This window comes from Streptomyces sp. NPDC002054 (assembly GCF_040296685.1).
In the GTDB taxonomy this organism is placed as follows: Bacteria; Actinomycetota; Actinomycetes; order Streptomycetales; family Streptomycetaceae; genus Streptomyces.
This window is the reverse complement of sequence record NZ_JBEOXT010000017.1, coordinates 149,577-173,659: the sequence shown is the minus strand read 5'-3', so window position 1 is coordinate 173,659 and position 24,083 is coordinate 149,577. Positions and strand designations below refer to the sequence as shown.

21 protein-coding genes and 1 pseudogene are annotated in these 24,083 nt (G+C 72.7%); 17 read left to right on the top strand and 5 right to left on the bottom strand.

Going from position 1 to position 24,083, the window contains the following annotated elements:
- Positions 1-40: 40 nt before the first annotated feature.
- Positions 41-667: a LysE family translocator gene (locus tag ABT123_RS18360; RefSeq protein WP_351315249.1), complete on the bottom strand. Its 627-nt coding sequence runs from the start codon at positions 665-667 to the stop codon at positions 41-43.
- A 54-nt stretch (positions 668-721) separates the two neighbouring features.
- Here ABT123_RS18360 and ABT123_RS18355 point away from each other — a divergent pair, with 54 nt between their 5' ends.
- From ABT123_RS18355 to ABT123_RS18330, 6 genes are all read left to right on the top strand, one after another.
- Positions 722-2,167 carry an aminotransferase-like domain-containing protein gene (locus ABT123_RS18355; protein WP_351315246.1) on the top strand — a complete coding sequence of 482 codons (1,446 nt, stop codon included), beginning with the start codon at positions 722-724 and terminating at the stop codon, positions 2,165-2,167.
- 266 nt (positions 2,168-2,433) lie between these two features.
- The gene (locus ABT123_RS18350) at positions 2,434-3,297 is read left to right on the top strand and encodes an SCO6745 family protein (protein WP_351315243.1); all 864 of its coding nucleotides are present in this window, start codon (positions 2,434-2,436) and stop codon (positions 3,295-3,297) included.
- Between the two features lie 67 nt (positions 3,298-3,364).
- Complete coding sequence (locus tag ABT123_RS18345; RefSeq protein WP_351315240.1) at positions 3,365-5,848, top strand: Tex family protein; 2,484 nt, start codon at positions 3,365-3,367, stop codon at positions 5,846-5,848.
- A gap of 228 nt (positions 5,849-6,076) precedes the next feature.
- Entirely contained in the window at positions 6,077-6,571 is a 495-nt protein-coding gene (locus ABT123_RS18340; protein ID WP_351315237.1) for a hypothetical protein, read from the top strand.
- A 3-nt stretch (positions 6,572-6,574) separates the two neighbouring features.
- Positions 6,575-7,768, top strand: a complete 1,194-nt coding sequence (locus ABT123_RS18335; RefSeq protein ID WP_351315234.1) for an MAB_1171c family putative transporter — start codon at positions 6,575-6,577, stop codon at positions 7,766-7,768.
- On the top strand, positions 7,765-8,592 hold the full coding sequence (locus tag ABT123_RS18330; protein WP_351315231.1) for an SDR family NAD(P)-dependent oxidoreductase: 828 nt from the start codon (positions 7,765-7,767) through the stop codon (positions 8,590-8,592). Before ABT123_RS18335 ends, ABT123_RS18330 begins: the two co-directional genes overlap by 4 nt.
- 12 nt (positions 8,593-8,604) lie before the next feature.
- Here ABT123_RS18330 and ABT123_RS18325 read toward each other — a convergent pair whose 3' ends face one another.
- Complete coding sequence (locus ABT123_RS18325; RefSeq protein WP_351315228.1) at positions 8,605-10,242, bottom strand: ABC-F family ATP-binding cassette domain-containing protein; 1,638 nt, start codon at positions 10,240-10,242, stop codon at positions 8,605-8,607.
- Positions 10,243-10,348: 106 nt separating this feature from the next.
- On the opposite strand from ABT123_RS18325, the pseudogene ABT123_RS18320 reads away from it, so the two are divergent.
- Positions 10,349-10,756: pseudogene (locus ABT123_RS18320) on the top strand (DJ-1/PfpI family protein); the annotation flags it as partial.
- An 813-nt stretch (positions 10,757-11,569) separates the two neighbouring features.
- Positions 11,570-12,202 carry a DJ-1/PfpI family protein gene (locus tag ABT123_RS18315; RefSeq protein ID WP_351315222.1) on the top strand — a complete coding sequence of 211 codons (633 nt, stop codon included), beginning with the start codon at positions 11,570-11,572 and terminating at the stop codon, positions 12,200-12,202.
- On the opposite strand, the gene ABT123_RS18310 is transcribed toward ABT123_RS18315, so the two are convergent.
- Entirely contained in the window at positions 12,199-12,957 is a 759-nt protein-coding gene (locus tag ABT123_RS18310; RefSeq protein WP_351315219.1) for an enoyl-CoA hydratase/isomerase family protein, read from the bottom strand. The two genes, ABT123_RS18315 and ABT123_RS18310, sit on opposite strands and share 4 nt — an antisense overlap.
- Positions 12,958-13,033: 76 nt before the next feature.
- Between ABT123_RS18310 and ABT123_RS18305 the strand changes: the two genes are divergently transcribed.
- Both ABT123_RS18305 and ABT123_RS18300 read left to right on the top strand, forming a co-directional pair.
- Complete coding sequence (locus ABT123_RS18305; protein ID WP_351315216.1) at positions 13,034-13,702, top strand: HdeD family acid-resistance protein; 669 nt, start codon at positions 13,034-13,036, stop codon at positions 13,700-13,702.
- 130 nt (positions 13,703-13,832) lie between these two features.
- The gene (locus ABT123_RS18300) at positions 13,833-14,342 is read left to right on the top strand and encodes an ATP-binding protein (RefSeq protein WP_351315315.1); all 510 of its coding nucleotides are present in this window, start codon (positions 13,833-13,835) and stop codon (positions 14,340-14,342) included.
- Positions 14,343-14,368: 26 nt separating this feature from the next.
- Here ABT123_RS18300 and idi read toward each other — a convergent pair whose 3' ends face one another.
- Complete coding sequence (idi, locus tag ABT123_RS18295) at positions 14,369-14,968, bottom strand: isopentenyl-diphosphate Delta-isomerase (protein WP_351315213.1); 600 nt, start codon at positions 14,966-14,968, stop codon at positions 14,369-14,371.
- A gap of 126 nt (positions 14,969-15,094) precedes the next feature.
- Positions 15,095-16,375, bottom strand: a complete 1,281-nt coding sequence (locus ABT123_RS18290) for a bifunctional class I SAM-dependent methyltransferase/N-acetyltransferase (RefSeq protein WP_351315211.1) — start codon at positions 16,373-16,375, stop codon at positions 15,095-15,097.
- A gap of 339 nt (positions 16,376-16,714) precedes the next feature.
- On the opposite strand from ABT123_RS18290, the gene ABT123_RS18285 reads away from it, so the two are divergent.
- The 7 genes from ABT123_RS18285 to ABT123_RS18255 all read left to right on the top strand — a co-directional run bounded on the left by ABT123_RS18285 (position 16,715) and on the right by ABT123_RS18255 (position 23,797).
- Positions 16,715-18,538, top strand: coding sequence for a DUF5941 domain-containing protein (locus ABT123_RS18285; RefSeq protein WP_351315208.1), 1,824 nt, complete (start codon positions 16,715-16,717; stop codon positions 18,536-18,538).
- A complete protein-coding gene (locus ABT123_RS18280) occupies positions 18,535-19,299 on the top strand; it encodes a phosphocholine cytidylyltransferase family protein (protein WP_351315206.1) in 765 nt (254 codons plus the stop codon). Before ABT123_RS18285 ends, ABT123_RS18280 begins: the two co-directional genes overlap by 4 nt.
- Entirely contained in the window at positions 19,287-20,348 is a 1,062-nt protein-coding gene (locus ABT123_RS18275; RefSeq protein WP_351315203.1) for an iron-containing alcohol dehydrogenase family protein, read from the top strand. Before ABT123_RS18280 ends, ABT123_RS18275 begins: the two co-directional genes overlap by 13 nt.
- Entirely contained in the window at positions 20,326-21,105 is a 780-nt protein-coding gene (locus tag ABT123_RS18270) for a CDP-alcohol phosphatidyltransferase family protein (protein WP_351315200.1), read from the top strand. Before ABT123_RS18275 ends, ABT123_RS18270 begins: the two co-directional genes overlap by 23 nt.
- Before the next feature lie 8 nt (positions 21,106-21,113).
- Complete coding sequence (locus ABT123_RS18265) at positions 21,114-21,995, top strand: glycosyltransferase family 2 protein (RefSeq protein WP_351315312.1); 882 nt, start codon at positions 21,114-21,116, stop codon at positions 21,993-21,995.
- Between the two features lie 97 nt (positions 21,996-22,092).
- Positions 22,093-23,022 (top strand): ABC transporter permease, encoded by a 930-nt coding sequence (locus ABT123_RS18260; protein WP_351315197.1) that lies wholly within the window; start codon positions 22,093-22,095, stop codon positions 23,020-23,022.
- Positions 23,015-23,797 carry an ABC transporter ATP-binding protein gene (locus ABT123_RS18255; RefSeq protein WP_351315194.1) on the top strand — a complete coding sequence of 261 codons (783 nt, stop codon included), beginning with the start codon at positions 23,015-23,017 and terminating at the stop codon, positions 23,795-23,797. Before ABT123_RS18260 ends, ABT123_RS18255 begins: the two co-directional genes overlap by 8 nt.
- Positions 23,798-24,083 lie beyond the last annotated feature (286 nt).

Sequence of the window (24,083 nt, the reverse complement as noted above, 5' to 3'; positions counted from 1 at the left end):
AACCGAATCCGGCCCGTCACTCTTCCACACGGGCCGCGGCTCACATGCCGCCGGGCAGGGCCGCGAGGGCGCCCAGGGCCAGGTACACCCCGCCCACCGCCCAGTGCTGCCGGGCCAGGACGCGCGGGCTGCGCCGGAGCCGGCGGGCCAGCAGGGCCCCGGAGCAGGCGTAGCCGAGGTCGAACAGGACGGCGAGCAGCAGGAACACCGCGGCGAGCAGTCGCATCTCGGCGCCCGGGTCGGTGGCCTCGGGCCGCACGAACTGCGGCAGGAACGCCAGCAGGAACAGCGTGACCTTCGGATTGAGCAGGTTCACCAGCGCGCCCTCCAGATAGGCGCGCAGCAGCCGGACGTGCGGCCCGTCCGCCGGGCCGAGCAGGGCCGTACCGCCGCGGAGCGCCCGTACGCCGAGGAAGAGCAGGTAGGCAGCCCCCGCGTACTTCAGGACCAGGAACGCGGCGGGGGAGCGGGTGATCAGCTCCGCGACCCCGGACACCGCCACCGCGAGGTGCACCAGGGTGGCGGTCTCCACCCCGGCGGCGGTGGCCAGTCCGGCCCGCCGGCCCTGCGCGGCGCTGCGGGTGACGATCAGGAACAGATTGGGGCCGGGGATCAGGATCAGGGCGGTGGCGGCGAGGAGAAAAGCGAGAAGTGTGCTGCGGTCCATGCGGTTTAGCCTGGTGGGACGGGTGCCCGTACGCCCGGACCAATGGAGGCCGAAGTGGACCGTTCCGCCCCGCGCGTCTGGACGCCGGCCGAGCTGGACGGCGTCCTGGGCAGCTGGACCACCGGCCCCGGCCCGCTCTACCGCAGGCTCGCGAACGCGCTGTACGGCGCGGTCCGTACGGGCGACCTGGCGGCCGGCGACCGGCTGCCAGCGGAGCGCGCGCTGGCCGCCGCGCTGGGGGTGAGCCGGGCCACGGTCGTCTCGGCGTACGACGCCCTGCGCGAGCGGGGCGCCGCCGCCAGCCGGCGCGGAAGCGGAACCCGGATCGCGGCACTGCCGCGGGCAGCCGTCCGGCCGGTGGACGGGCGGGTACGGGGCGGCACTTCGGCCGCGCTGGTGCAGCGGCTCATCGACGGAGCGGGGGTGATCTCCCTCTCGGTCGCCGCCGAAGGCGCCGCCCCCGAGCTCCGCCACGCCCTCGCCGGGCTGCTCGCCGACGGCGGACTGGACGCCCTGCTCGGGCAGTCCGGCTATCACCCGGCCGGGCTCCCCGAGCTGCGCGCGGCCGTCGCCGACCGGTACTCCGCACAGGGGCTGCGCACCACCCCGGAACAGGTCCTGGTCACCACCGGCGCCACCCAGGCACTCGCACTGGCCGCCCAGTTGTACGTGCGCCGCGGCTCCGCAGCGGTGGTGGAGACCCCCAGCTGGCCGGGCTGCCTGGACGCCTACCTGGCCGCCGGGGCCCGGCCCCGGCGGGTCGGGCTGGACGAGGACGGGGTCCGCGTGCCGGACTTCCGCGCGGCCCTGCCGGGTGCCGCGCTCGCCCACCTGACGCCGACATTCCACAACCCGACGGGCGTGCTCATGTCCGGGCCGCGCCGGGAACGGATCGCGGCGCTGGCCGCGGCCGAGGGCGTACCGCTGGTCGAGGACCTGGCGTACGACACCCGGCTGTGGGACGAAGCGGAACCCCCGCCGGTGGCTGCGCTCGCGCCGGCCGGTGCGGAGATCCTGACCATCGGCTCGCTGGCGAAGACGGTGTGGGGCGGGCTGCGGATCGGCTGGCTGCGCGGCCCCGCGCCCGTGGTGGAGCGGCTGGCCCGCCTCAAGACCCTCGCGGACCTGGGCAGCCCGCTGCTGGACCAGGCGCTTGCCGTACGGCTGTTGCCGGGGGTCGACGCCCTGCGCGCCGCCCGCGCGGTGACGCTGCGGGCCCGGCTGGCCCTGCTGGAATCGCTGCTGTCCGCCGCTCTCCCCGACTGGCACTGGGACCGCCCGGCCGGCGGCGGCGCGCTGTGGGTCCGCCTCCCGGACGGCGCCGACGCGTCGGTGTTCGCGCAGGTCGCCCTGCGCCACGGCGTCGAACTGGTCCCGGGCGCCACCACGGACCCCTCCGGCACCCACGACACCCACATCCGCCTCCCCTTCACCCTCCCGGACCCCCGCCTACACGACCTGACCTCCCGCCTGACCGCCGCATGGGCCGACTACCGCTAGCGGGACCGGGACCGGGACCGGGACCGGGGCCCCGGCCCTGCCCCGGACCCGGGTGCCGGGCAGGGGCCGGGCCCGGGCCGCGGCTCCGCCCCGGACCTGGGTGCCGGGCGGAACTCGTGCACCCGGCGGGCGCGGGGGCGCAGCCCCGTGGGGGGCCGGGGGCTTGCCCCCGGTTTCGGGAAAGGGCGGGGTGGGGGAAGGCTCCGCGCAGCGGCCCCGCCCGTCCGGGCTTCCCGCCGTACTAAGCAGTCGGTAACCTGCCCTGCATGACCCTTGAGCCGCTAGCCGCACGCCGTGCCTGGCACGGTGCCATCAACCCGATCCACGCCACCGTGTACTTCTCACCCGACAGCGCCGAGGAATTCGCCGCCCTCGGCCTCACCGACCCGGTCGCCCGCAACCTCGCCGCCCGGTCCGCCGCCATGGGTGCCGTCGGCGCCGGCACCGTCGCCGCCACCTTCTACAACTACCGCTACGACCTGATCGCCCGGCACCTCCCCGCCGTCTGGGACACCGCCTCCCCCGAGCAGGTCATCGCCGCCCGCTACCGGGCCGTCGACGCCACCCTGCGCCGGCTCCTCGGCCCCGAGGCCATCGCCTCCGCCGAACTCGCCGAGGCCGCCGCACTGGCCCTGCGCGCCACCGAGGCCTGCAGCCGCCACGGCCGCACCCTCTACTCCGCCCACGCCGACCTCCCCGTCCCCGAGGAGCCGCACCTGCGGCTCTGGTACGCCACCACCCTGCTCCGCGAGCACCGCGGCGACGGCCACATCACCGCCCTGCTCACCGTCGGCCTCGACCCGCTGGAGGCCCTCGTCAGCCACAGCGCCACCGGCAAGGGCTTCTCCCGGAAGTGGCTGAAGGCCACCCGCGGCTGGGACCAGGAGGACCTCGACGCCGCCTCCGCCCGCCTCCGCGAGCGCGGCCTGCTCGACGAGGCGGGCGAGCTGACCGTCGCGGGCAAGGAGCTCCGCGAGGAGCTCGAGACCCAGACCGACCGCCTGGACGCCGCACCGTACGCGCACCTCGGCGCGGCCGGCCTGGACCGGCTCGCCGAGCTCGGCGGCGCCTTCGTCCTCCAGGCCGTCGTCGCAGGAGCCTTCCCCGGGGACCTCCTCGGCAAGGCCTGACCCCTCCCGTCGGTGCCACCTGCCACAATTGGCGGCTCCAGGCACAGACGAAGGCGGGACCGAGATCGTGACCACGTCCATCGAAGGCAGGATCGCCGAGGAACTCGGCGTACGGGAGCGGCAGGTCAAGGCCGCCGTCGAGCTGCTCGACGGCGGCTCCACCGTCCCGTTCATCGCGCGCTACCGCAAGGAAGCGACCGAGATGCTCGACGACGCCCAGCTGCGCACCCTGGAGGAGCGCCTGCGGTATCTGCGCGAGCTGGAGGACCGCCGCGCGGCGATCCTGGAGTCCGTCCGGGACCAGGGCAAGCTGGACGCCGAGCTGGAGGCCCGGATCAACGCGGCCGACACCAAGGCCCGGCTGGAGGACATCTACCTGCCCTTCAAGCCCAAGCGGCGTACGAAGGCCCAGATCGCCCGCGAGGCCGGACTGGAGCCGCTCGCCGACGGGCTGCTCGCCGACCCGTCCGTCGAGCCGGCGGCAGCCGCCGCCGCGTTCGTCGACGCCGACAAGGGCGTCGCCGATCCGGCCGCGGCCCTGGAGGGCGCCCGCGCCATCCTCACCGAGCGGTTCGCCGAGGACGCCGACCTGATCGGCGAACTGCGCGAGCGCATGTGGGGCCGCGGCCGGCTCGCCGCCAAGGTCCGCGCGGGCAAGGAGGAGGCCGGCGCCAAGTTCGCCGACTACTTCGACTTCGCCGAGCCCTTCACCGCCCTCCCCTCGCACCGCGTCCTCGCCATGCTGCGCGGCGAGAAGGAGGACGTGCTCGACCTCACCCTCGAGCCCGAGGAGCCGAGCGACACGCCCGGGCTGCCGTCCACGTACGAGCCCATGGTCGCGCGCCGCTTCGGGATCGCGGCCCCCTCGGAAGGCAGCCGGCCCGGCGACAAGTGGCTCGCCGACACGGTCCGCTGGGCCTGGCGTACGAAGATCCAGGTGCACCTCGGCATCGACCTGCGGATGCGGCTGCGCGCCGCCGCCGAGGACGAGGCCGTCCGGGTCTTCGCCGCCAACCTGCGCGACCTGCTGCTCGCGGCACCGGCCGGCACCCGGGCCACCCTCGGCCTGGACCCGGGCTTCCGCACCGGCGTCAAGGTCGCCGTCGTGGACGCCACCGGCAAGGTGGTCGCCACCGACGTGATCTACCCGCACGTCCCCGCCAACAAGTGGGACGAATCCCTCGCCAAGCTGGCCCGGCTCGCGAAGGAGCACGCGGTCGAGCTGATCGCCATCGGCAACGGCACCGCCTCCCGCGAGACCGACAAGCTGGCCGGCGACCTGATCACCCGCCACCCCGAGCTGAAGCTCACCAAGGTGATGGTCTCGGAGGCCGGCGCCTCCGTGTACTCGGCCTCCGCCTTCGCCTCCCAGGAACTCCCGGACATGGACGTGTCGCTGCGCGGCGCGGTCTCCATCGCCCGCCGGCTCCAGGACCCGCTCGCCGAGCTCGTCAAGATCGACCCCAAGTCGATCGGCGTCGGCCAGTACCAGCACGACCTGTCCGAGGTGAAGCTCTCCCGCTCCCTCGACGCGGTGGTCGAGGACTGCGTCAACGGCGTCGGCGTGGACGTCAACACCGCCTCCGCACCGCTGCTGTCGCGGGTGTCGGGCATCAGCGGCGGACTCGCCGAGAACATCGTCGCGCACCGCGACGCCAACGGGCCCTTCCGCAGCCGCAAGGCCCTCAAGGACGTGGCCCGGCTCGGCCCCAAGGCGTACGAGCAGTGCGCCGGCTTCCTGCGGATCCGCGGCGGGGACGACCCGCTGGACGCCTCCAGCGTGCACCCGGAGTCCTACCCGGTGGTCCGGGCGATGGGGAAGAAGGCGGGCGGCGAGGTGGCCGCGCTGATCGGCAACAGCGGGGTGCTGCGCTCGCTGCGCCCCGAGGAGTTCGTCACCGAGGCCTTCGGGCTGCCGACCGTCTCCGACATCCTGCGCGAGCTGGAGAAGCCGGGCCGGGACCCGCGCCCCGCCTTCAAGACGGCCACCTTCAAGGAGGGCGTCGAGAAGATCGGCGACCTGGCCGCCGGGATGGTCCTGGAGGGCGTGGTCACCAATGTCGCGGCCTTCGGCGCCTTCATCGACATCGGCGTCCACCAGGACGGCCTGGTGCATGTGTCGGCGATGTCGAAGACCTTCGTCAAGGATCCGCGGGACGTGGTCAAGCCCGGGGACATCGTCAAGGTCAAGGTCATGGACGTGGACATTCCGCGCAAGCGGATCTCGCTGAGCCTGCGACTGGACGACGAGTCCGCGGCGGCCGGTCCCGGGGGCCAGGGGGGCTCCGGCCCGAAGTCCCGGCAGGACCGGGGGCCGCGCCAGGAGCAGGGCGAGCGCGGCAACCGCGGCGACCAGGGCGACCGCGGCGACCGGCGCGGCGGCGGACGCCCGCCGCAGCAGCGCGGCAACGGCGGCAATGGAGGCAGCGGCGGCAACCGCCGCGAAGGCAGCACCCCGCCGCCGCCCGCCAACAGCGCGATGGCCGACGCTCTGCGCCGGGCCGGCCTCACCGGCGGCGGCGAGGGAGGCGGGCGCAACCGCAAGCGTTGATGGGGCGGCCGGGGTGGCCGAATAGCACCCCGGACGAGGGCGTTCCCTTGCCAACCTCCCGGCAAGATCGGTAAGCATGACGGAAGGCCCGTCCGCCGCAGGCGGGCGGGCCTTCATGAACTCCCCTCAGGAGCACTCCCCGAGGCCGCCCCGAAGGCTCAGGACGTCATGGAACCATCCGCCCCCGCCTATCACCGCTGCCCGGGAAAGGGTTCGAAGAGGGAGCACATGCCATTCCGGCACCTGAAACTGCGCCGGCGCTGCCAAACCATTCTCGGCCATCTCGATCTGACGGAGCCGTTCTCCGTCGACGCACTCTGCGCCCGCATGGCCGAGCAGCGCGGACGCCCCATACTCCTGCACCCGCTGCCCCGGGAAGCCGCCGAATCCGGCATCTGCGGACTGTGGGTCGGCACCGACAGCGCCGACTTCGTCTTCTACGAGGCCCAGACCTCCCCGCTGCACCGCGAGCACATCGTCCTCCACGAGCTGGGCCACATCCTCTTCGGGCACAACGCGCTGGCGGGCGAAGACGGCGAAGACGGCGAGGACGCAGCAGACGCTGTCCCGAGGATCCTGGGCCGGACCAACTACACCACCCGGCAGGAGCAGGAAGCCGAGATGCTCGCCAGCATGATCCGCGCCCGGGCCGGCCTGCACCCGCCGGGCGGCAGCCCGGGCGGCACCCTGGAACGCCTGGAGACCGCGATGGGCGTGCGATAGCCCATGACCTCCGGCCTCACCGCATTCGGCGACTGGCTCGCCGTCCCCAGCGTGGTCTGTCTCTGGGCCGCCATCCTGATCCGCACCCGCTCCGCCGTCCGCTGCCGCGAGCAGCGCGGTCTGCTGCTGGCCGTGGCCACCGCCGCAGCGGCCATGACCCTCAATCTCCCCGCCGTCGTGGACTACGCGATGCGCAACCCCGGCCACGGGCACACGGTCGGGCTGACCCGCAATTTCATCGGCGTCCTCTCGGCCGGCGCCGTGCTCTACTTCGTCGCCGCCACCACCGGTGGCCGCCTCCTCCAACGTGCCGCCTGTGCCGCCACCGTGGTCTACCTCGGCACGCTGGTCGCACTGGATCTGGTGGCCGGCTCCCACGGCACCCACCGCATGCCGCCGAAGGGCGACCCGGTGCCCTCGCTCGCCTACTGGCTCGTCCTCATCTCCGCGCATCTGCTCGCCAACACCATCTGCGTGTTCGTCTGCTGGCGCTACAGCCGCCGCACCGACAGCCCCGGACTGGCCGCCGGCCTGCGGCTGTTCGGCCTCGGCACCGCCCTCACCGGGCTGTTCTGGTTCGCCTACCTGCTCAAGGCCGTCTTCGGCACGGTCTGGCCGATGCCCTGGATGCCGCTGCTGATGAACCTGCACGGGCTGCTGCGGGCCGCCGCCATCCTGGTGCCCACCCTGTACGTGCTGCGCCGCACCCTGGCCGACACCGCCGTCGCCTGGCGGCTGTGGCCGCTCTGGCGCGACCTGGTGCAGGCCGTGCCGCATGTGGTCCTTACCGCCCCCGGGAGCAGCAGCCGGCTCGGTGAACTGCTCTGGCCGCCGGTGCCCCGCACCCTGCTGGCGTACCGGAAGGTCATCGAGACCCGGGACGCGATCCTGATCCTCAACGAGTACGTCGCCCCGGGCGTCCCGGAGCTGGCCCGCGGCCATGTCGCGGCGGCCGGCATCCCCGGCCCGCGACGGGACGCCGCCGCGCTGGCCTGCGTACTCAACGAGGCGCGGCAGGCGAAACTGGCGGGGCTGCCGCAGCAGCAGGGCGAGGAGTCCCCGGTCTACCTGTCCACCGCCTCAGCGGCAGCGGAAGGCAGCGATCTCGACGAAGAGAAACGATTCCTCGTTGCCGTCGCACAGGCCTACGCCGCTGCCCCCACCGCCACCTTCACCGGAAAGCGACCCTCCCCTTGAGCACCGCCGCCCCGACCGTCGTCCCGACCTCCGCCCCGACCACCGTTCTGATCACCGGCGCCAGCTCGGGCCTCGGCGCCGCCTTCGCCCGCGGGTTCGCCGCCAAGGGCTGCGATCTGATCCTGGTCGCCCGCGACACCGGCCGCCTCCGGGCTGCCGCCGCTGCCCTGACCGCCGAATTCGGCGTCGGCTGCGAGGTCCTGACGGCCGATCTGCTCGACCCCGCCCAGTGCAGCACGGTCGCCGACCGCCTCGCGGACCCCGCCCGCCCGGTCGGCATCCTCGTCAACAACGCCGGATTCGGGCTCCCGGCCCCCTTCCCGTACAACCCGGTCGAGGACGAGGAGCGGATGCTCGACCTGCTGGTCAAGGTCCCGCTGAAGCTCACCCACGCGATCATCCCGGGGCTGCGCGAACGCCGCCGCGGCGCGGTGCTCAACGTGTCCTCGGTGGCCGGCCTGCTGCCCACCGGCACCTATGGCGCGGCCAAGGCCTGGCTCACCGCGTTCAGCGAATCCCTGCGGGTGGACCTCGCCCCGTACGGGGTCCGGGTGCTCGCGGTGGTACCCGGCTTCACCCGCACCGAATTCCAGGAGCGGGCCGGCGTGGACATGAGCTCGCTGCCCGAGTCCTACTGGCTGGAGGCGGACGCGGTGGTGGCCCGGGCCCTGAAGGACCTGGGCCTGCGCCGCCCGCTCAGCATCACCGGCTGGCGCTACCAGGCGTACGCGGCGGCCGTCCGCCACCTCCCGCGCACCCTGGTCGCCACCAGGATGGCCCGCACCCGCCGCCCCCCGGCCCCCCGGCCGTCTGACCGGTTTTAACGGTCTGGCCGGTCAGACCTCGGTGACCCGGCCGGCCGAGACCTCCAGGCGGCGGGTGGTGTGGACCGCGTCGAGCATCCGGCGGTCGTGGGTGACCAGCAGCAGCGTGCCCTCGTAGGAATCCAGGGCGGATTCCAGCTGCTCGATCGCCGGAAGGTCGAGGTGGTTCGTCGGCTCGTCCAGGACCAGCAGGTTCACCCCGCGCCCCTGGAGCAGTGCGAGGGCCGCGCGGGTGCGCTCGCCCGGGGAGAGGGTGGCCGCCGGACGCAGGACGTGTGCGGCCTTCAGGCCGAACTTGGCCAGCAGGGTCCGGACCTCGGCCGGCTCGGTGTCCGGGACCGCCGCGCAGAACGCCTCCAGCAGCGGCTCGTCGCCCAGGAACAGCCCCCGGGCCTGGTCCACCTCGCCGACCAGCACCCCCGAACCGAGCGTGGCCGAACCCGAGTCCAGCGGAAGGCGCCCCAGCAGGGCGGCGAGCAGGGTGGACTTGCCGGAACCGTTGGCGCCGGTGATCGCCACCCGGTCGGCCCAGTCGATCCGCAGACTGGCCGGACCGAACCGGAACTCCCCGCGCCGGACTTCCGCCTCGCGCAGGGTGGCCACCACCGAGCCGGAGCGCGGGGCCGCCGCGATCTCCATCCGCAGCTCCCACTCCTTGCGGGGCTCCTCCACGACCTCCAGCCGTTCGATCGCCCGCTGTGTCTGGCGGGCCTTCGCCGCCTGCTTCTCGCTGGACTCGCCGCGCAGCTTCCGGCCGATCTTGTCGTTGTCGGTGGCCTTGCGGCGGGCGTTGCGCACGCCCTTGTCCATCCAGTTGCGCTGCATCTGGGCCCGGCCCTCCAGGGCGGACCGCTTGTCGGCGTACTCCTCGTAGTCCTCGCGGGCGTGCCGGCGGGCCGTGTCCCGCTCCTCCAGGTAGGCGTCGTAGCCACCGCCGTAGAGGTTGATCTGCTGCTGGGCCAGGTCGAGTTCGAGGACCTTGGTGACGGTCCGGGCGAGGAACTCGCGGTCGTGGCTGATCACCACCGTGCCCGCGCGCAGGCCCTTCACGAACTGCTCCAGCCGTTCCAGGCCGTCCAGGTCCAGGTCGTTGGTGGGCTCGTCCAGGAGGAAGACGTCGTACCGGGAGAGGAGCAGGGAGGCGAGGCCGGCGCGGGCGGCCTGGCCGCCGGACAGGGCGGTCATCGGCAGGTCCAGGCCGACCGAGAGGCCGAGGTCGTCGGCGACCTCCTGGGCGCGCTCGTCGAGGTCCGCGCCGCCCAGGTCGAGCCAGCGGTCCAGCGCCGTCGCGTACGCGTCGTCGGCGCCGGCCACGCCGTCCACCAGGCCCTGGGTGGCCGAGTCCAGGTCCGCCTGGGCGGCGGCCACGCCGGTACGCCGGGCCAGGAACTCCCGTACCGACTCGCCGGGCCGGCGCTCCGGCTCCTGCGGCAGGTGGCCGATGGTGGCGGTCGGCGGGGACAGCCGCAGCTCACCGTGCTCAGGGGTGTCGAGGCCGGCCAGCAGGCGCAGCAGGGTGGACTTCCCGGCGCCGTTGACGCCGACCAGGCCGATGACGTCCCCGGGGGCGACGACCAGGTCGAGCCCGGAGAAGAGGGAGCGCTCACCGTGTCCGGCGGCGAGTTCCTTGGCGACGAGAGTTGCAGTCATGATCTGCCGATCCTATGGCGTTTCCGGCGGGGGGCTGCCCGCCGGTGGCCGGATAGGTGGGATCCATGTCATTGCGGACGCCGGGGCCCGGCAACAGGATGGAGTCATGCCACTGCGAGACGTACTTGTCGTCCTGTACGACGGCGTGCAGAGCCTGGACGTCACCGGGCCTGTGGAGGTGTTCAACGCGGCCGGACTCTTTCCCGGGGTGCCCGGCGGCTACCGGATCCGGACGGTCTCGGTCGGCGGCGCGCCGGTCCGCACCAGCAGCGGGCTGCGGCTGCTGCCGGACGGCGACCTCGAAGGCGCCGAGCTCGACCTCGGCGAGGACACCACCCTGCTGGTGCCGGGCGGCCAGTACTCGGGCCGTTTCGACCCAGGGCTCACCGACTGGCTCCGGGCGCACGGGGGTCGCGCGGGCCGGCTGATGGCCGTCTGCACGGGCGGGCTGCTGTTCGCCGAGGCGGGACTGCTGGACGGGCACCGGGCGACCACGCACTGGCACGCGTGCGAGCAGCCCCAACCGGGGCTGCGCCCGACCCGGTAGTCCAGGCTCCGCCTGGGAACCGGGGGCTGCGCCCCCATTCTGTCCGGCTCCGCCGTTTTCCCGAGCCCGGGCTCCGCCCGAACCACCGACCGGGGCTGCGCCCCGGCCCTGACCTCCCAGACTCCGCCTGGACCCCCCGGGGGCTGCGCCCCCGAGTGCCGGGCTTCGCCCGGGCCCGTACGCCAGGTTCCGCCCGGGAGCCGGGGGCTGCGCCCCCGTCCCGTCCGGCTTCGCCGGTCCTGGTCCCGGGCTTCGCCCGGACCGCCAGCGGGGCGCGGCCCCAACCCGGGGCCGCGCCCCCGGCCTGACCTTCCGGGCTTCGCCCGGATCGACCGGGGGCTGTGCCCCCAACGCCGGGCTTCGCCCGGATCCGTACGCCAGGTTCCGCCTGGGACCCCGGGGGCTTCGCCCCCACCCCCGCCGGCTTCGCCGGTCCTGGTCCCCGGGCTTCGCCCGGACCACCAGCGGGGCGCGCCCCCAACCCGGGGCCGCGCTCCGGACCGGGCCTTCCGGGCTGTCCGGACCGGTCCGGGGCTCCGCCCCCGAGTGCCGGGCTTCGCCCGGGCCCGTACGCCAGGCTCCGCCTGGGACCCCGGGGGCTGCGCCCCCGGGGCGCCGGCTTCGCCGGTTCTGATCCCGGGCTTTGCCCGGACCGCCAGCCGGGGCTGCGGCCCCGACCCGGGACCGCGCCCCGGGTGGCCTTCCGGGCTTTGCCCGGATCGACCGGGGGCTGCGCCCCCCAACGCCGGGCTTCGGCCCGCCTACCGCTCCGGAGGAGCCATGCAGATTGCCGTACTGCTCTACGACCGGTTCACCGCGCTCGACGCCATCGGGCCCTTCGACACACTTGGCCGGCTGCCCGGCGCCGAGACCGTGTTTGTCGCCGAGCGGCCCGGGCCCGTACGCAACGACTCCGGCATGCTCGCCCTCGTCGCGGACAAGGGGCTCGACGAGGTCACCCGGCCCGACATCGTCATCGTGCCCGGCGGGCTGGTCGAGGAGCAGCTGAAGAACCAGGCGCTGCTCGACTGGCTGCGGACCGTCGATGTCACCACCACCTGGACCACCTCCGTCTGCACCGGCTCGCTGCTGCTCGCCGCCGCCGGGCTGCTCTCCGGGCGCCGGGCAACCTCCCACTGGCTGGCGCTGGAGCAGCTGCCCGCATTCGGCGTCGAGCCCACCGGCGAGCGCGTGGTGATCGACGGCAAGTACGTCACCGCCGCCGGGGTGTCCTCCGGCATCGACATGGGGCTGACCCTGCTTGGGCGGATCGCTGGGGACCGGGTCGCGCAGTCCGTGCAGCTGCTCATCGAGTACGACCCGCAGCCCCCCTACGACGCCGGCTCGCCGGACAAGGCCCCGGCCGACCTCGTCGCCGAGTGGCGCGGGATGAGCCCGGCCGAGCTGGGCTAAGAGCCGCCCGGGGCCGGCACCGTCCAGGTGAAGCGCGGCTCGCGCCGTTCCAGGAATGCGGCGACACCCTCCGCGGTGTCGCCGCTGCCCGCCGCCTGGGCGGCCCAGTACGCGTCGCGGTCCGGCCGCCCGTTCGCGAATTCCTTGGCCGCGGCCTGGGTCAGCTGCGAGCGCTCGGCCAGTACGCCCGCGAACACCGCGACCCGCTTGTCCAGCCGGCCCGGCGTCAGCAGCTCGTCCACCAGGCCGGTCCGCAGGGCCCGCTCCGCATCGATCAACTCCGCCGAGAACAGCAGGTACTTGGCGGCGGACGGTCCGACCAGTGCGGCCAGCCGCCGGGTCGAGGACGCGGGGTAGACGATGCCGAGCCGCGCCGGGGTCACCCCGAACAGGGCGTCCTCCGTCGCGAACCGCAGATCGCAGGCCGCGGCCAGCTGCGTGCCGCCGCCCACGCAGTGCCCGCGGATCGCGGCCAGCGTGGGCTTCGGGAAGGCGGCCAGGGCCTCCTCGGCGGCGACGGCGAGGGCCTGCGGGTCCTCCGAACCGGCCAGCGACGAGATGTCCGCGCCCGCACAGAAGGTGCGGCCCTCCCCGGTGAGGACCAGCACCCGCACCGCGGGGTCGGCCGCGTACCCGGCCAGCAGCTCGGGCAGGGCCCGCCACATCGCGGCGGTCATCGCGTTCCGCTTGGCCGGGTGGGAGATGACGATCGTGGCGACCCCGTCCGCGACGGAGTGCAGCAGCTGCGCGTCCATGCGGCCGATCCTATGATCAATACAGTCGGTCGAAACAGTCCGTCCCGTCCGGGGGGTGCGAAGAGGAGGCACGCCCATGGGCGCAGACCGTCCCCCCGAGCAACAGCAGACCCAGCAGGCGCAGGAGACGAAGAAGCTTCGGCGGCATTTTGCGCTGGTCGCCGCGCTCGGGGTGATTCTGGTTCTGGCCGGGATCGTCGGACTGGTCTACACCGGCCTGGCCACCCTCACCTCGATGTTCCTCTTCGGCTGGCTGCTGCTGATCGGCGGTGTGGTCGGACTGGTGCAGGCCGTCCAGGCGCGCAAGAGCAACTACTTCTGGCTGGCCGTGATCGTCGCCGCGATCAACATCGCGGCCGGTCTCGTGGTGCTGCGCCGCCCGGAGGCCAGCGCCGAGGCGCTGACCATGTTCGCCGCGCTGTTCTTCCTGATCGGCGGGGTGTTCCGGCTGGTCGGCGCCCTGGTGGTGCGGGGCACGCACTTCGGCCTGACCCTGGTGCAGGGCGCCTTCGGAATCCTGCTCGGCATTCTGATCCTGTGGGAGTGGCCGGGCAGCAGCCGGTATGTGATCGGCGTCTTCTTCTCGCTCGCGCTGCTCTTCGACGGCCTGGGCCTGATTGCGCTGGGCATGGGTGCGCGCCGCGTTCTGGGCCTGGTCGGCGAGGAGGAGCAGCCGGTCATCGGCACGACGGATGCCGCCGATGCCGCGCCCAAGTCGGCGGGTCAAGAACAGTCCAACAACTGACTCTGTCATACGCCAGCGGTCAGAAAGTGCCCGAATGACGCTGACTTCTGGTCAGCGGTTCGGTCCGGACCAGCCCGTTCCCCACTCTTGACGCGTGGAGACGATCGAGCGTGAAGACGGGGGCCGGAAGATGGACGTCAGCGGGAGCGCCCCGCCTGCCCAGTACGAGGGAGTGTGGCGGTTCACCGCTCCCGCGGTCGAAGAATCCGTTCCGCAGGCCCGCCGAGCGGTCCGGGACCTGCTCGGCCGCCAGGGCGTGCCCGCGGACCGGGACCTCGTGTACGCCCTGCTGCTGATCGTTTCCGAGCTGGTCACCAACTCGGTGCGGCACGCGGCCCTGCTCTCCCCGGAGGTCGCGGTCGAGGTGGCCATCGACCGGGCGTGGGTACGGGTGGCCGTCGAGGACAACCACCCCTACCGTCCCAAGGCGCTCGAAGCCGACTTCGGCCAGACCGGCGGGCGCGGGCTGCTGCTGGTCCGCGAGATCACCCGGGAGGCCGGCGGGGTCTGCGATGTCGAGCACACCTCCACCGGCGGCAAGGTGATCTGGGCTGCGCTGCCGCACGCGGGCAACCACCCGGTCCCCCCGGTCCACCAGGTTCCCCCGGTTCACCAGGTCCCCCCGGTCCGCCCGGCCTAGCGCGGGCGTGCCCGCCGGCCGTGCCGCTACCAGCCCGCGGCTTCCCCGGTCAGTTCGCGGATGGCCGGCCGGGCCGCGTCCAGCACGGTCATGAACCAGGCCGAGAACGGTGCCTCGGCATGCCGCTTCACCAGTTCCTCCGCCGTCACGAAGACCGTGTCTTCGACCTCCTCCGGGTCCGGCCGCAGCGGAGCCTGCGCGAGTCCCACGAACAGGTGGTTGTACTCCTGTTCCACCAGGCCCGACGCCGGGTCCGGGTGGTTGTAGCGGACCGTACCCGCCTCGGCGAGCAGCGAGGGGGACAGGCCCAGCTCCTCGTGGGTGCGCCGGGCGGCAGCCGCGAACGGGGACTCACCCGGGTACGGGTGGCCGCAGCAGGTGTTCGACCAGACGCCGGGGGAGTGGTACTTCCCCAGCGCCCGCTGCTGGAGCAGCAGTCGTCCCTGCTCGTCGAAGAGGAACACCGAGAAGGCCCGGTGCAGCTGCCCGGGAGCCTCGTGCGCGGACAGTTTCTCGGCCGTGCCGATGGTATTTCCCGCCTCGTCGACCAGCTCGAGCATGATCGGTTCCTGCGGGGCGGTGCCGTGTGACGCGGGGTTCGCGGCGGTGGCTGGTGTGATCGGCATAACCATCCTTCGCTTCGGACTACGGCCTTCAGTCTGCCGCACAAATGAGGCTTGTCCGCACTTCGGTCATCCGCGCATGTCCGTCCCCCGCCCCGTGCTATGCACCCGGGGCGGGGGACGGCAGGGTCAGACGCCGAACGGCGCCGGATAGCCGATCGTGCCCGCCGGGACCGGCACGGAATCGGTCAGGACCAGCGCCATCATGGCCTCGTCAGGCACCGGGAACGGCGCCCGGATCCCGTACCGCGAGGCCGGCACGAAGCCGAACCGCGGGTAGTACTCCGGGTGCCCCAGGACCAGTACCAGGCCCTCGCCGCGCTCGCGCGCCGCCGCCAGCAGGGCCCGTACGACCGCACTGCCCGCGCCGGAGCGCTGCACCGCCGGGTCGGCGGCCACCGGTGCCAGCGCGAGCGCCGGCACCCCGTCCACCGTGCAGCGGGTCAGCAGGGCGTGCGCCGCGACCGAGCCGTCCGGGCCCTCCGCGACGTACGACAGGCCCGGCAGCCAGGACGCGTCGGCGCGCAGGGCGTCCACCAGGTCCGCCTCCAGCGGGGTCTCGAAGGCCGCCAGGTTGACGGCCCGTACGGCGGCCCGGTCCGCGGCGGTCTCCGGCCGGGCCGGCCAGCGGCCGTCGTCCCCGGCCGTGACCGGGCGCAGCACATAGCCGGTGTACCCGTACTCGTGCCCGTGCCGGGCGCGTACGGCGATCTCCTCGCGGGTCGCGGCCAGTGCCTCGGCCATCCCGGGAGCGGACGGGTCGGCCGCGTCGGCCCGCTCGCCCAGCGGCCCGTAGTACTCGGCCCAGTCGGACTCGGGCTGCGGCAGCACCCCGAGCACCCGGTAGCCCGCGGCCTGCACGGCCGCCAGGTTCCGGGTGGCGGAGCGCAGTGGGTAGTGCCGGTCCCAGAAGGCCCGGGCCCCGGCGGACGGCTCCTCGGCCGTCCACTCGCACTCGGTCAGCACCAGGGTGCCGCCGGGGGCGAGCAGCCGCTTCCACTCCGCGAGCGCGGTGTCGAAGCCGATCGAGTAGGCGGAGCTCTCCGCCCACACCAGGTCGAAGGAGCCGTCCGGGTACGGGAGCTTCCCCATGTCGGCGCGGACGGGGTGGACCCGGCCGGTGAGCCCGCGGGCCGCCGCGGCCTTGCGCAGCTCGTCGAGGAAGCCCTCGTACAGGTCGACGGCGGTCACCTCGGCGCCGCCGTGGCCGCCCGCCTCGGCGGCGAGCAGCAGGGCGGAGCGGCCCGGGCCGCAGCCGAGGTCGAGGACGCGAGGCCGCTCGGGGAGGGGGCCCGCCAGGTCGAGGAGACGGCGGGTGGTCGCATCGGAACCGGGACCCTGCCGGGGCAGGCCGCGGTGCAGCGTGAAGAATGCTTCGTGAAGATCTTCGTGATGGTCGGTGTCGGTCAACGTGAGCCCTTGAACGGGGGCACCGGCCGACGAGCCGGATCGAAAGACTCGTAAAGAGAGAGTGATCAGGCCTGGCCGGGTGCCCGGAAGAAGTCGGGGATGTACCGGATGTCGCTGCGCACGGCAGCGATCTCTGCGACGGTCATCAACCCCACCTCTTTCCAGCTCAGGTCTGTGCACACCGTAACATCCAGGCGGTTTGTGATCGGTCGCCAGGATCGTCGATGATGATCAAGCGTCGGAGGATCCAGGTGTGAACGGGGGGTGAACCCCGGCTTCCATTCATCGGATAGCCTCTGCCGACGTGCCGCCGCCCCCACGAGGCGCCCGTTCCAAGGAGTGAGTTCGTCGCCGACCGCCATCCTCACCGGCCTGCCGGTTCCCGGATCACCGCTCGAAGGCGACCTCCGCACCCTCGGCTTCGAGGTCAGGTCCGTGCCCGAGCCGGCCGGCCTCGCCGCCGCGCTGGCCGCCGTCCCCGCCGACCAGCGGGTCGCCGTGGTCGACAGCGGCTTCGTCGGACACGTCCACGCCCTGCGGCTGGCCCTCACCGACCCGCGCTTCGACGCCTGCGCCGTGACCGGCGCGCTCTCCGTCCAGCCGGCCGCCCGCGCCGCCCTGGACCGGGCCGTGACCCGGGTCACCGTGCCCGCCGCCCCGGCCGGCGAGCCGGGCCCGGCCGCCCCGTACGCCGCGGAACTGGCCGACGTACTGGAGGCAGCCGGCACCACCGTGCAGCGGCCGGAGCTCGGCACCCTGGTGGCCGCCCTCCCCGGCAGCGAGCAGGAGCGCGCCGAGGCCGTCGCCGCGGTCGCCGCCGTGGACGACGAGGCGGTCCGCCTGCGCACCGCAGTGAAGTCCCGCGACGGGTTCTTCACCACCTTCTTCATCAGCCCGTACTCCCGCTACATCGCCCGCTGGTGCGCCCGCCGCGGCCTGACCCCCAACCAGGTCACCACCGCCTCGCTGCTCACCGCCCTGGTCGCGGCCGGCTGCGCGGCCACCGGCGACCGCTGGGGCTATGTCGTGGCCGGCGTGCTGCTGCTGGTCTCCTTCGTACTGGACTGCACCGACGGGCAGCTGGCCCGCTACTCCCTGCAGTACTCGACGATGGGCGCCTGGCTGGACGCCACCTTCGACCGGGCCAAGGAGTACGCCTTCTACGCCGGCCTGGCCCTCGGCGCCGCCCGCGACGGGGACGACGTCTGGGCCCTGGCCCTCGGCGCGATGATCCTGATGACCTGCCGGCACGTGGTGGACTTCTCGTTCAACGAGGCCAACCACGACGCCACCGCCAACACCAGCCCCACCGCCGCCCTCTCCGACAAGCTCGACAGCGTCGGCTGGACGGTCTGGGTCCGCCGGATGATCATCCTGCCGATCGGCGAGCGCTGGGCGATGATCGCGGTCTTCACCGCCTTCACCACCCCCCGCATCACCTTCTACGCCCTGCTGATCGGCTGCGCCTTCGGTGCCCTCTACACCACCGCCGGCCGGGTCCTGCGCTCCCTGACCCGCCGGGCCGCCCGGACCGACCGCGCCGCCCGCGCGCTGGCGGACCTGGCCGACACCGGCCCGCTGGGCGAGCTGGTCGCCGCCGGGATGCGCCGGCTGCCCGCGTACACCGCGCCCGCGTTCCTGGCCGGCGGGGCGGGCGCCGGGATCGCCCTGCTCGCCGCCGCCTGGGCGCTGCCCTTCGGCTCCCCGCTGCTGCTGGTCTTCGCCGGGCTGTACGTGCTGGCCGCCGGAGCCGCCGTCGCCCACCCGCTGAAGGCCCCCCTGGACTGGCTGCTGCCCCCGCTGTTCCGCGCCGCCGAATACGGCACGGTCCTGATCCTGGCTGCCAAGGCCGAGGTCCCCGGGGCCCTTCCCGCGGCATTCGGACTGGTCGCGGCGGTCGCCTACCATCACTACGACACGGTGTACCGCATTCGCGGTGGCACCGGCGCGCCCCCGCACTGGCTGGTGCGGACGATCGGCGGCCACGAAGGCCGGGTCCTGCTGACCGCGGCCCTGGCGGCCGTCCTCGCGCGCAGCACGGACTTCCCCGTCGCGCTCACGGCCATGGCCGCGTTCGTGGCACTCGTGGTGCTTGTGGAGAGCATCCGCTTCTGGGTCTCCGCCGGAGCACCCGCCGTACACGACGAAGGAGAACCCGCATGATCGGCCTTGTCCTCGCTGCCGGTGCCGGACGCCGTCTGCGTCCGTACACCGACACCCTGCCCAAGGCCCTCGTGCCCGTCGGCCCCGAGGGCCAGGAGGACAGCCTCACGGTCCTCGACCTGACCCTGGGCAACTTCGCCGAGGTCGGCCTCACCGAGGCCGCGATCGTCGTCGGCTACCGCAAGGAGGCCGTGTACGAGCGCAAGGCCGCCCTGGAGGCCAAGTACGGCCTGAAGCTGACGCTGATCGACAACGACAAGGCCGAGGAGTGGAACAACGCCTACTCCCTGTGGTGCGCGCGTGAGGTTCTCAAGCAGGGTGTGATCCTCGCCAACGGCGACACCGTGCACCCGGTCTCGGTCGAGAAGACCCTGCTCGCCGCCCGCGGCAACGGCCAGAAGATCATCCTCGCCCTCGACACGGTCAAGAACCTGGCCGACGAGGAGATGAAGGTCATCACCGCCGATGGCAGTGCTTCCCGGACTGGCGTGCAGAAGATCACCAAGCTGATGGACCCGGCCACCGCGACCGGCGAGTACATCGGCGTCACCCTGATCGAGCCCGAGGCCGCCGAGGCCCTGGCGGACGCGCTGAAGACCACCTTCGAGCGCGACCCCGACCTGTACTACGAGGACGGCTACCAGCAGCTCGTCAACGACGGCTTCACGGTCGACGTGGCCCCCATCGGCGACGTCAAGTGGGTCGAGATCGACAACCACGACGACCTCGCCAAGGGCCGGACGATCGCATGCCAGTACTGACGAGGCTCATTCCCTCCCCGGTCGTCGTCGACATCAGCTGCGGGGCGATGGACAAGCTGGACGGCATCCTCGCCGACCAGCGGATCTCCGCGTCCGGCAAGCTGGCGATCGCGATCAGCGGCGGTTCCGGCCAGGCGCTCCGCGCCCGGCTGGAGCCGGGCCTGCCGCACGCCGACTGGTACCCGGTCGTCGACGGCACCATCGACTCGGCGGTCAAGCTCGCCGACGACATAAAGGGCCGCCGCTACGACGCCGTGGTGGGACTGGGCGGCGGCAAGATCATCGACGTGGCGAAGTACGCCGCGGCGCGGGTCGGGCTGCCGATGGTGGCGGTCGCCACCAACCTCTCGCACGACGGGATCTGCTCGCCGGTGTCCATCCTGGACAACGACAACGGGCGCGGTTCCTACGGCGTCCCCACGCCCATCGCCATGGTGATCGACCTGGACGTGATCCGCGAGGCCCCCGTCCGGTTCATCCGGGCCGGCATCGGTGACGCGATCTCCAACATCTCGGCCATCGCCGACTGGGAGCTCTCGCACCGGGTCACCGGGGAGGCCGTGGACGGCCTGGCCGCCGCCATGGCGCGCAGCGCCGGCGAGTCGGTCCTGCGCCACCCCGGCGGCTGCGGCGACGACGAGTTCCTCATGGTCCTTTCCGAAGCCCTGGTCCTCTCCGGCATCGCCATGTCCATCAGCGGTGACACCCGGCCCTCGTCCGGCGCCTGCCACGAGATCAGCCACGCCTTCGACCTGCTCTACCCGGGGCGCTCCGCGCTCCACGGCGAGCAGGTGGGGCTCGGCGCCGCCTTCGCCATGCACCTGCGCGGGTCCCGGGAACAGTCCGGGCTCTTCGTGGAGGTGCTGCGCACCCACGGCCTGCCCGTGCTGCCCGAGGAGATCGGGTTCAGCGTGGACGAGTTCGTCGCGGCCGTCGAGTACGCCCCGCAGACCCGTCCGGGACGCTTCACCATCCTGGAACACCTCAACCTGTCCGTAGCCGATATCAGGGACGCGTACGCCGACTATGCCAAAACCATCAGTAGCTGAACTCCGTCCCGTCGTTCACCCCGCGGGCGTGAAGGACCGGCGCAGTGGAGAGCACTGGGGCGGGCGCCTGTACATGCGCGAGATCTCCCTGCGTATCACCCGCCTGCTGGCGACCACCAAGGTCACGCCGAACCAGCTGACCTACCTGATGACCCTGGCCGGTGTCCTGGCCGCCCCGGCCCTGCTGGTGCCGGGCATCTGGGGCGCCGTCCTCGGCGTGGTCTTCGTCCAGCTGTACCTGCTGCTCGACTGCGTCGACGGTGAGCTCGCCCGCTGGAAGAAGCAGTACTCGCTGTCCGGGGTGTACCTGGACCGGGTCGGCGCCTACCTCTGCGACGCGGCCGTGCTGGTCGGCTTCGGCCTGCGCGCCGCGGACCTGTGGGGCACCGGCCGGGTCGACTGGCTGTGGGCCTTCCTGGGCACCCTCGCCGCGCTCGGCGCGATCCTGATCAAGGCCGAGACGGACCTGGTCGGTGTCGCCCGGCACCAGGGCGGGCTGCCGCCCGTCCAGGAAGCCGCCGCCGAGCCGCGCTCGTCCGGCATGGCACTGGCCCGTCGGGCCGCCGCCGCGCTGAAGTTCCACCGGCTGATCCTCGGCATCGAGGCCTCCCTGCTCATCCTGGTGCTGGCGGTCCTGGACCAGATCCAGGGCGACCTGTTCTGGTCGCGGCTCGGCGTCGCCGTCCTCGCGGGCATCGCGATGCTCCAGACCGTGCTGCACCTGGTGTCCGTCCTCGCCTCCAGCAGGCTCAAGTGACGGCGCCGATGCGGCTGGGCGCCGTCGTCATCACCATGGGCACCCGGCCCGAGGAGCTCAAGGCGCTCCTGGACTCGGTGGCCCGGCAGGCCGGGGACCCGATCGAGGTGGTCGTGGTCTGCCAGGGCGTGAAGCTGGACGGGCTGCCCGAGCTGCCGGGCGGTCTCCGTACCGTCGAGCTCCCGGAGAACGTGGGCATTCCGGCCGGCCGGAACGTGGGCATCGAGGCCTTCGGCCCCGGCGGCCGTGATGTGGACGCCTTGCTGTTCCTGGACGACGACGGGCTGCTGGAGCGCACGGACACCGCCGAGCTGTGCCGGCAGGCCCTCGCCGAGGACCCCCGGCTCGGGATCATCAGCTTCCGGATCGCCGACCCGGAGACGGGGTCCACCCAGCGCCGACACGTGCCGCGGCTGGGCCGCTCCGACCCTATGAAGTCCTCCCGGGTCACCACCTTCCTCGGTGGTGCCAACCTTGTCCGCACCACGGTGTTCCAGCAGGTCGGAGGCCTGCCGGACGAGTTCTTCTACGCCCACGAGGAGACCGACCTGGCCTGGCGGGCACTGGACGCCGGCTGGATGGTCGACTACCGGGCGGACATGGTGCTGCTGCACCCGGCGACCTCGCCCTCCCGGCACACGGAGTACCACCGGCTGGTGGCCCGCAACCGGGTGTGGCTGGCCCGCCGCAACCTGCCGGTCCTCCTGATCCCGCTGTACCTCGCGGTGTGGGTGCTGCTCACCCTCGTCCGCCGGCCCACCAAGGCGTCCCTGCAGGCCTGGGTAGGCGGTTTCCGGGAGGGCTGGAAGAATCCCAGTGGGCCCCGGCGGCCGATCAAGTGGCGCACCGTGTGGCTGCTGACCCGGCTGGGCCGACCGCCCGTCGTCTGACACGATCGGCTCTGGGACCATGGGCGTCGTACCCGGAGCCGGTGCCCTAGAGCCCGACGCCCGACCTGCCGCATCTTGAAGACGAAAGTTTCAACTTGTGAGTGACACAACCCACGACGGTGCCCTCGCCACGAGCACGCCGCCGTCCGCCGACGCAGGGCTGACCCCTGCGCAGCTCGCCACCAAGTACGGGCTCTCGGTGAGCGGTGCCCGGCCAGGGCTCGCCGAGTACGTGCGGCAGATCTGGGGCCGGCGCCACTTCATCATGGCCTTCTCGCGGGCCAAGCTGATGGCGCAGTACAGCCAGGCCAAGCTCGGCCAGGTCTGGCAGGTGGCCACCCCGCTGCTGAACGCGGCGGTCTACTGGCTGATCTTCGGCCTGATCCTCGGCGCGGGCAAGGAGATGCCCCCGGGCACCTACGTCCCGTTCCTGATGATGGGCATCTTCGTCTTCACCTTCACCCAGAGCTCCCTGATGGCGGGCGTCCGCTCGATCTCCGGGAACCTCGGCCTGGTGCGGGCCCTGCACTTCCCGCGGGCCACCCTGCCGATCTCGTTCTCGCTGCAGCAGCTCCAGCAGCTGATGTACTCGATGATCGTGGTCTTCATCATCGCGGTGTCCTTCGGCAACTACCCGAAGCTGTCCTGGCTGCTGGTGATCCCGACGCTGGCGCTGCAGTTCGTCTTCAACACCGGCCTGGCGATGATCTTCGCGCGGATGGGCGCCAAGACCCCCGACCTCGCCCAGCTGATGCCGTTCATCACCCGTACCTGGATGTACGCATCCGGCGTGATGTTCCCGATCGCGGCCTACCTCGAGGACAAGCCGGCCTGGATCAGCGACCTGCTGCTGTGGAACCCGGCGTCCATCTACATGGACCTCGTCCGGTTCGCCCTGATCGACGAGTACGGTTCGCAGAACCTGCCGCCGCACGTCTGGGCCTTCGCCGTCGGCTGGGCCGTGGTGATCGGCATCGGCGGATTCATCTACTTCTGGAAGGCTGAGGAGCGTTACGGCCGTGGCTGATACTTCGCAGGGGCGGATCCCCACAGTCATCGCCGATGACGTCCACATCGTCTACCGGGTCAACACCGGTGGCGGCGGCAAGGGTGCCGCCACGGCGGCGCTCAGCAGAATAGTCCGCCGCCGCAAGGGCGACACCCCCGGCGTCCGCCGGGTGCACGCCGTCCGCGGGGTCACCTTCACCGCGTACCGGGGCGAGGCCATCGGCCTCATCGGCTCCAACGGTTCCGGCAAGTCCACCCTGCTGCGCGCCATCGCCGGTCTGCTGCCCACCGAGTCGGGCAAGGTCTACACCGACGGGCAGCCCTCGCTGCTCGGTGTGAACGCCGCGCTGATGAACGACCTGACCGGTGAGCGCAACGTCACGCTGGGCGGCCTCGCCATGGGCATGTCCCGCGAGGAGATCCGGGAGCGCTACCAGGGGATCGTCGACTTCTCGGGCATCAACGAGAAGGGCGACTTCATCTCCCTGCCGATGCGCACCTACTCCTCCGGCATGGCCGCGCGTCTGCGGTTCTCCATCGCCGCGGCGAAGAACCACGACGTGCTGATGATCGACGAGGCGCTGGCCACCGGTGACCGCAAGTTCCAGATCCGTTCCGAGGAGCGGATCCGCGAACTGCGCAAGGAAGCCGGCACCGTCTTCCTGGTCAGCCACAGCAACAAGTCCATCCGGGACACCTGCGACCGGGTCCTGTGGCTGGAAAAGGGCGAACTGCTGATGGACGGCCCCACCGAGGAAGTCGTCGCCGCATACGAGAAGGAAACCGGCCGCTAGGCGCCGGCTCCGCGGAGACCGAGCAGGCCCCTGCCGCAGGTGCGGCGGGGGCCTTGCCGTGCGGGCCGCCGCGACATTTCGTTCATGCCGCGAACACCCGATAGGCCGCCTCGGCGTTGTACAACGTAAGCTGGACCGGTCCTGAATCACGGCATCTGGGGACGAATTCTCCGGCGGCGTGTCCGAAATAGGATGCTGGGTCGGCAGTGTAGAACGGGAGATGTGACGGCAATGGCTACGGGAATTCTCCGCCCCCCGGGCGGACCGGCCGTCCCCCCTGGCGGCG

Bases quoted from the DNA above. Each gene is read 5' to 3' on its own strand.
- ABT123_RS18280 (WP_351315206.1), top strand. From the start codon at position 18,535: ATGATCGGCCTTGTCCTCGCTGCCGGTGCCGGACGCCGTCTGCGTCCG.
- ABT123_RS18335 (WP_351315234.1), top strand. From the start codon at position 6,575: ATGACCTCCGGCCTCACCGCATTCGGCGACTGGCTCGCCGTCCCCAGC.
- idi (WP_351315213.1), bottom strand. From the start codon at position 14,968: ATGCCGATCACACCAGCCACCGCCGCGAACCCCGCGTCACACGGCACC.
- ABT123_RS18310 (WP_351315219.1), bottom strand. From the start codon at position 12,957: ATGGACGCGCAGCTGCTGCACTCCGTCGCGGACGGGGTCGCCACGATC.
- ABT123_RS18305 (WP_351315216.1), top strand. From the start codon at position 13,034: ATGGGCGCAGACCGTCCCCCCGAGCAACAGCAGACCCAGCAGGCGCAG.
- ABT123_RS18325 (WP_351315228.1), bottom strand. From the start codon at position 10,242: ATGACTGCAACTCTCGTCGCCAAGGAACTCGCCGCCGGACACGGTGAG.
- ABT123_RS18315 (WP_351315222.1), top strand. From the start codon at position 11,570: ATGCAGATTGCCGTACTGCTCTACGACCGGTTCACCGCGCTCGACGCC.
- ABT123_RS18275 (WP_351315203.1), top strand. From the start codon at position 19,287: ATGCCAGTACTGACGAGGCTCATTCCCTCCCCGGTCGTCGTCGACATC.
- ABT123_RS18265 (WP_351315312.1), top strand. From the start codon at position 21,114: ATGCGGCTGGGCGCCGTCGTCATCACCATGGGCACCCGGCCCGAGGAG.
- ABT123_RS18360 (WP_351315249.1), bottom strand. From the start codon at position 667: ATGGACCGCAGCACACTTCTCGCTTTTCTCCTCGCCGCCACCGCCCTG.
- ABT123_RS18300 (WP_351315315.1), top strand. From the start codon at position 13,833: ATGGACGTCAGCGGGAGCGCCCCGCCTGCCCAGTACGAGGGAGTGTGG.
- ABT123_RS18340 (WP_351315237.1), top strand. From the start codon at position 6,077: ATGCCATTCCGGCACCTGAAACTGCGCCGGCGCTGCCAAACCATTCTC.
- ABT123_RS18270 (WP_351315200.1), top strand. From the start codon at position 20,326: ATGCCAAAACCATCAGTAGCTGAACTCCGTCCCGTCGTTCACCCCGCG.
- ABT123_RS18350 (WP_351315243.1), top strand. From the start codon at position 2,434: ATGACCCTTGAGCCGCTAGCCGCACGCCGTGCCTGGCACGGTGCCATC.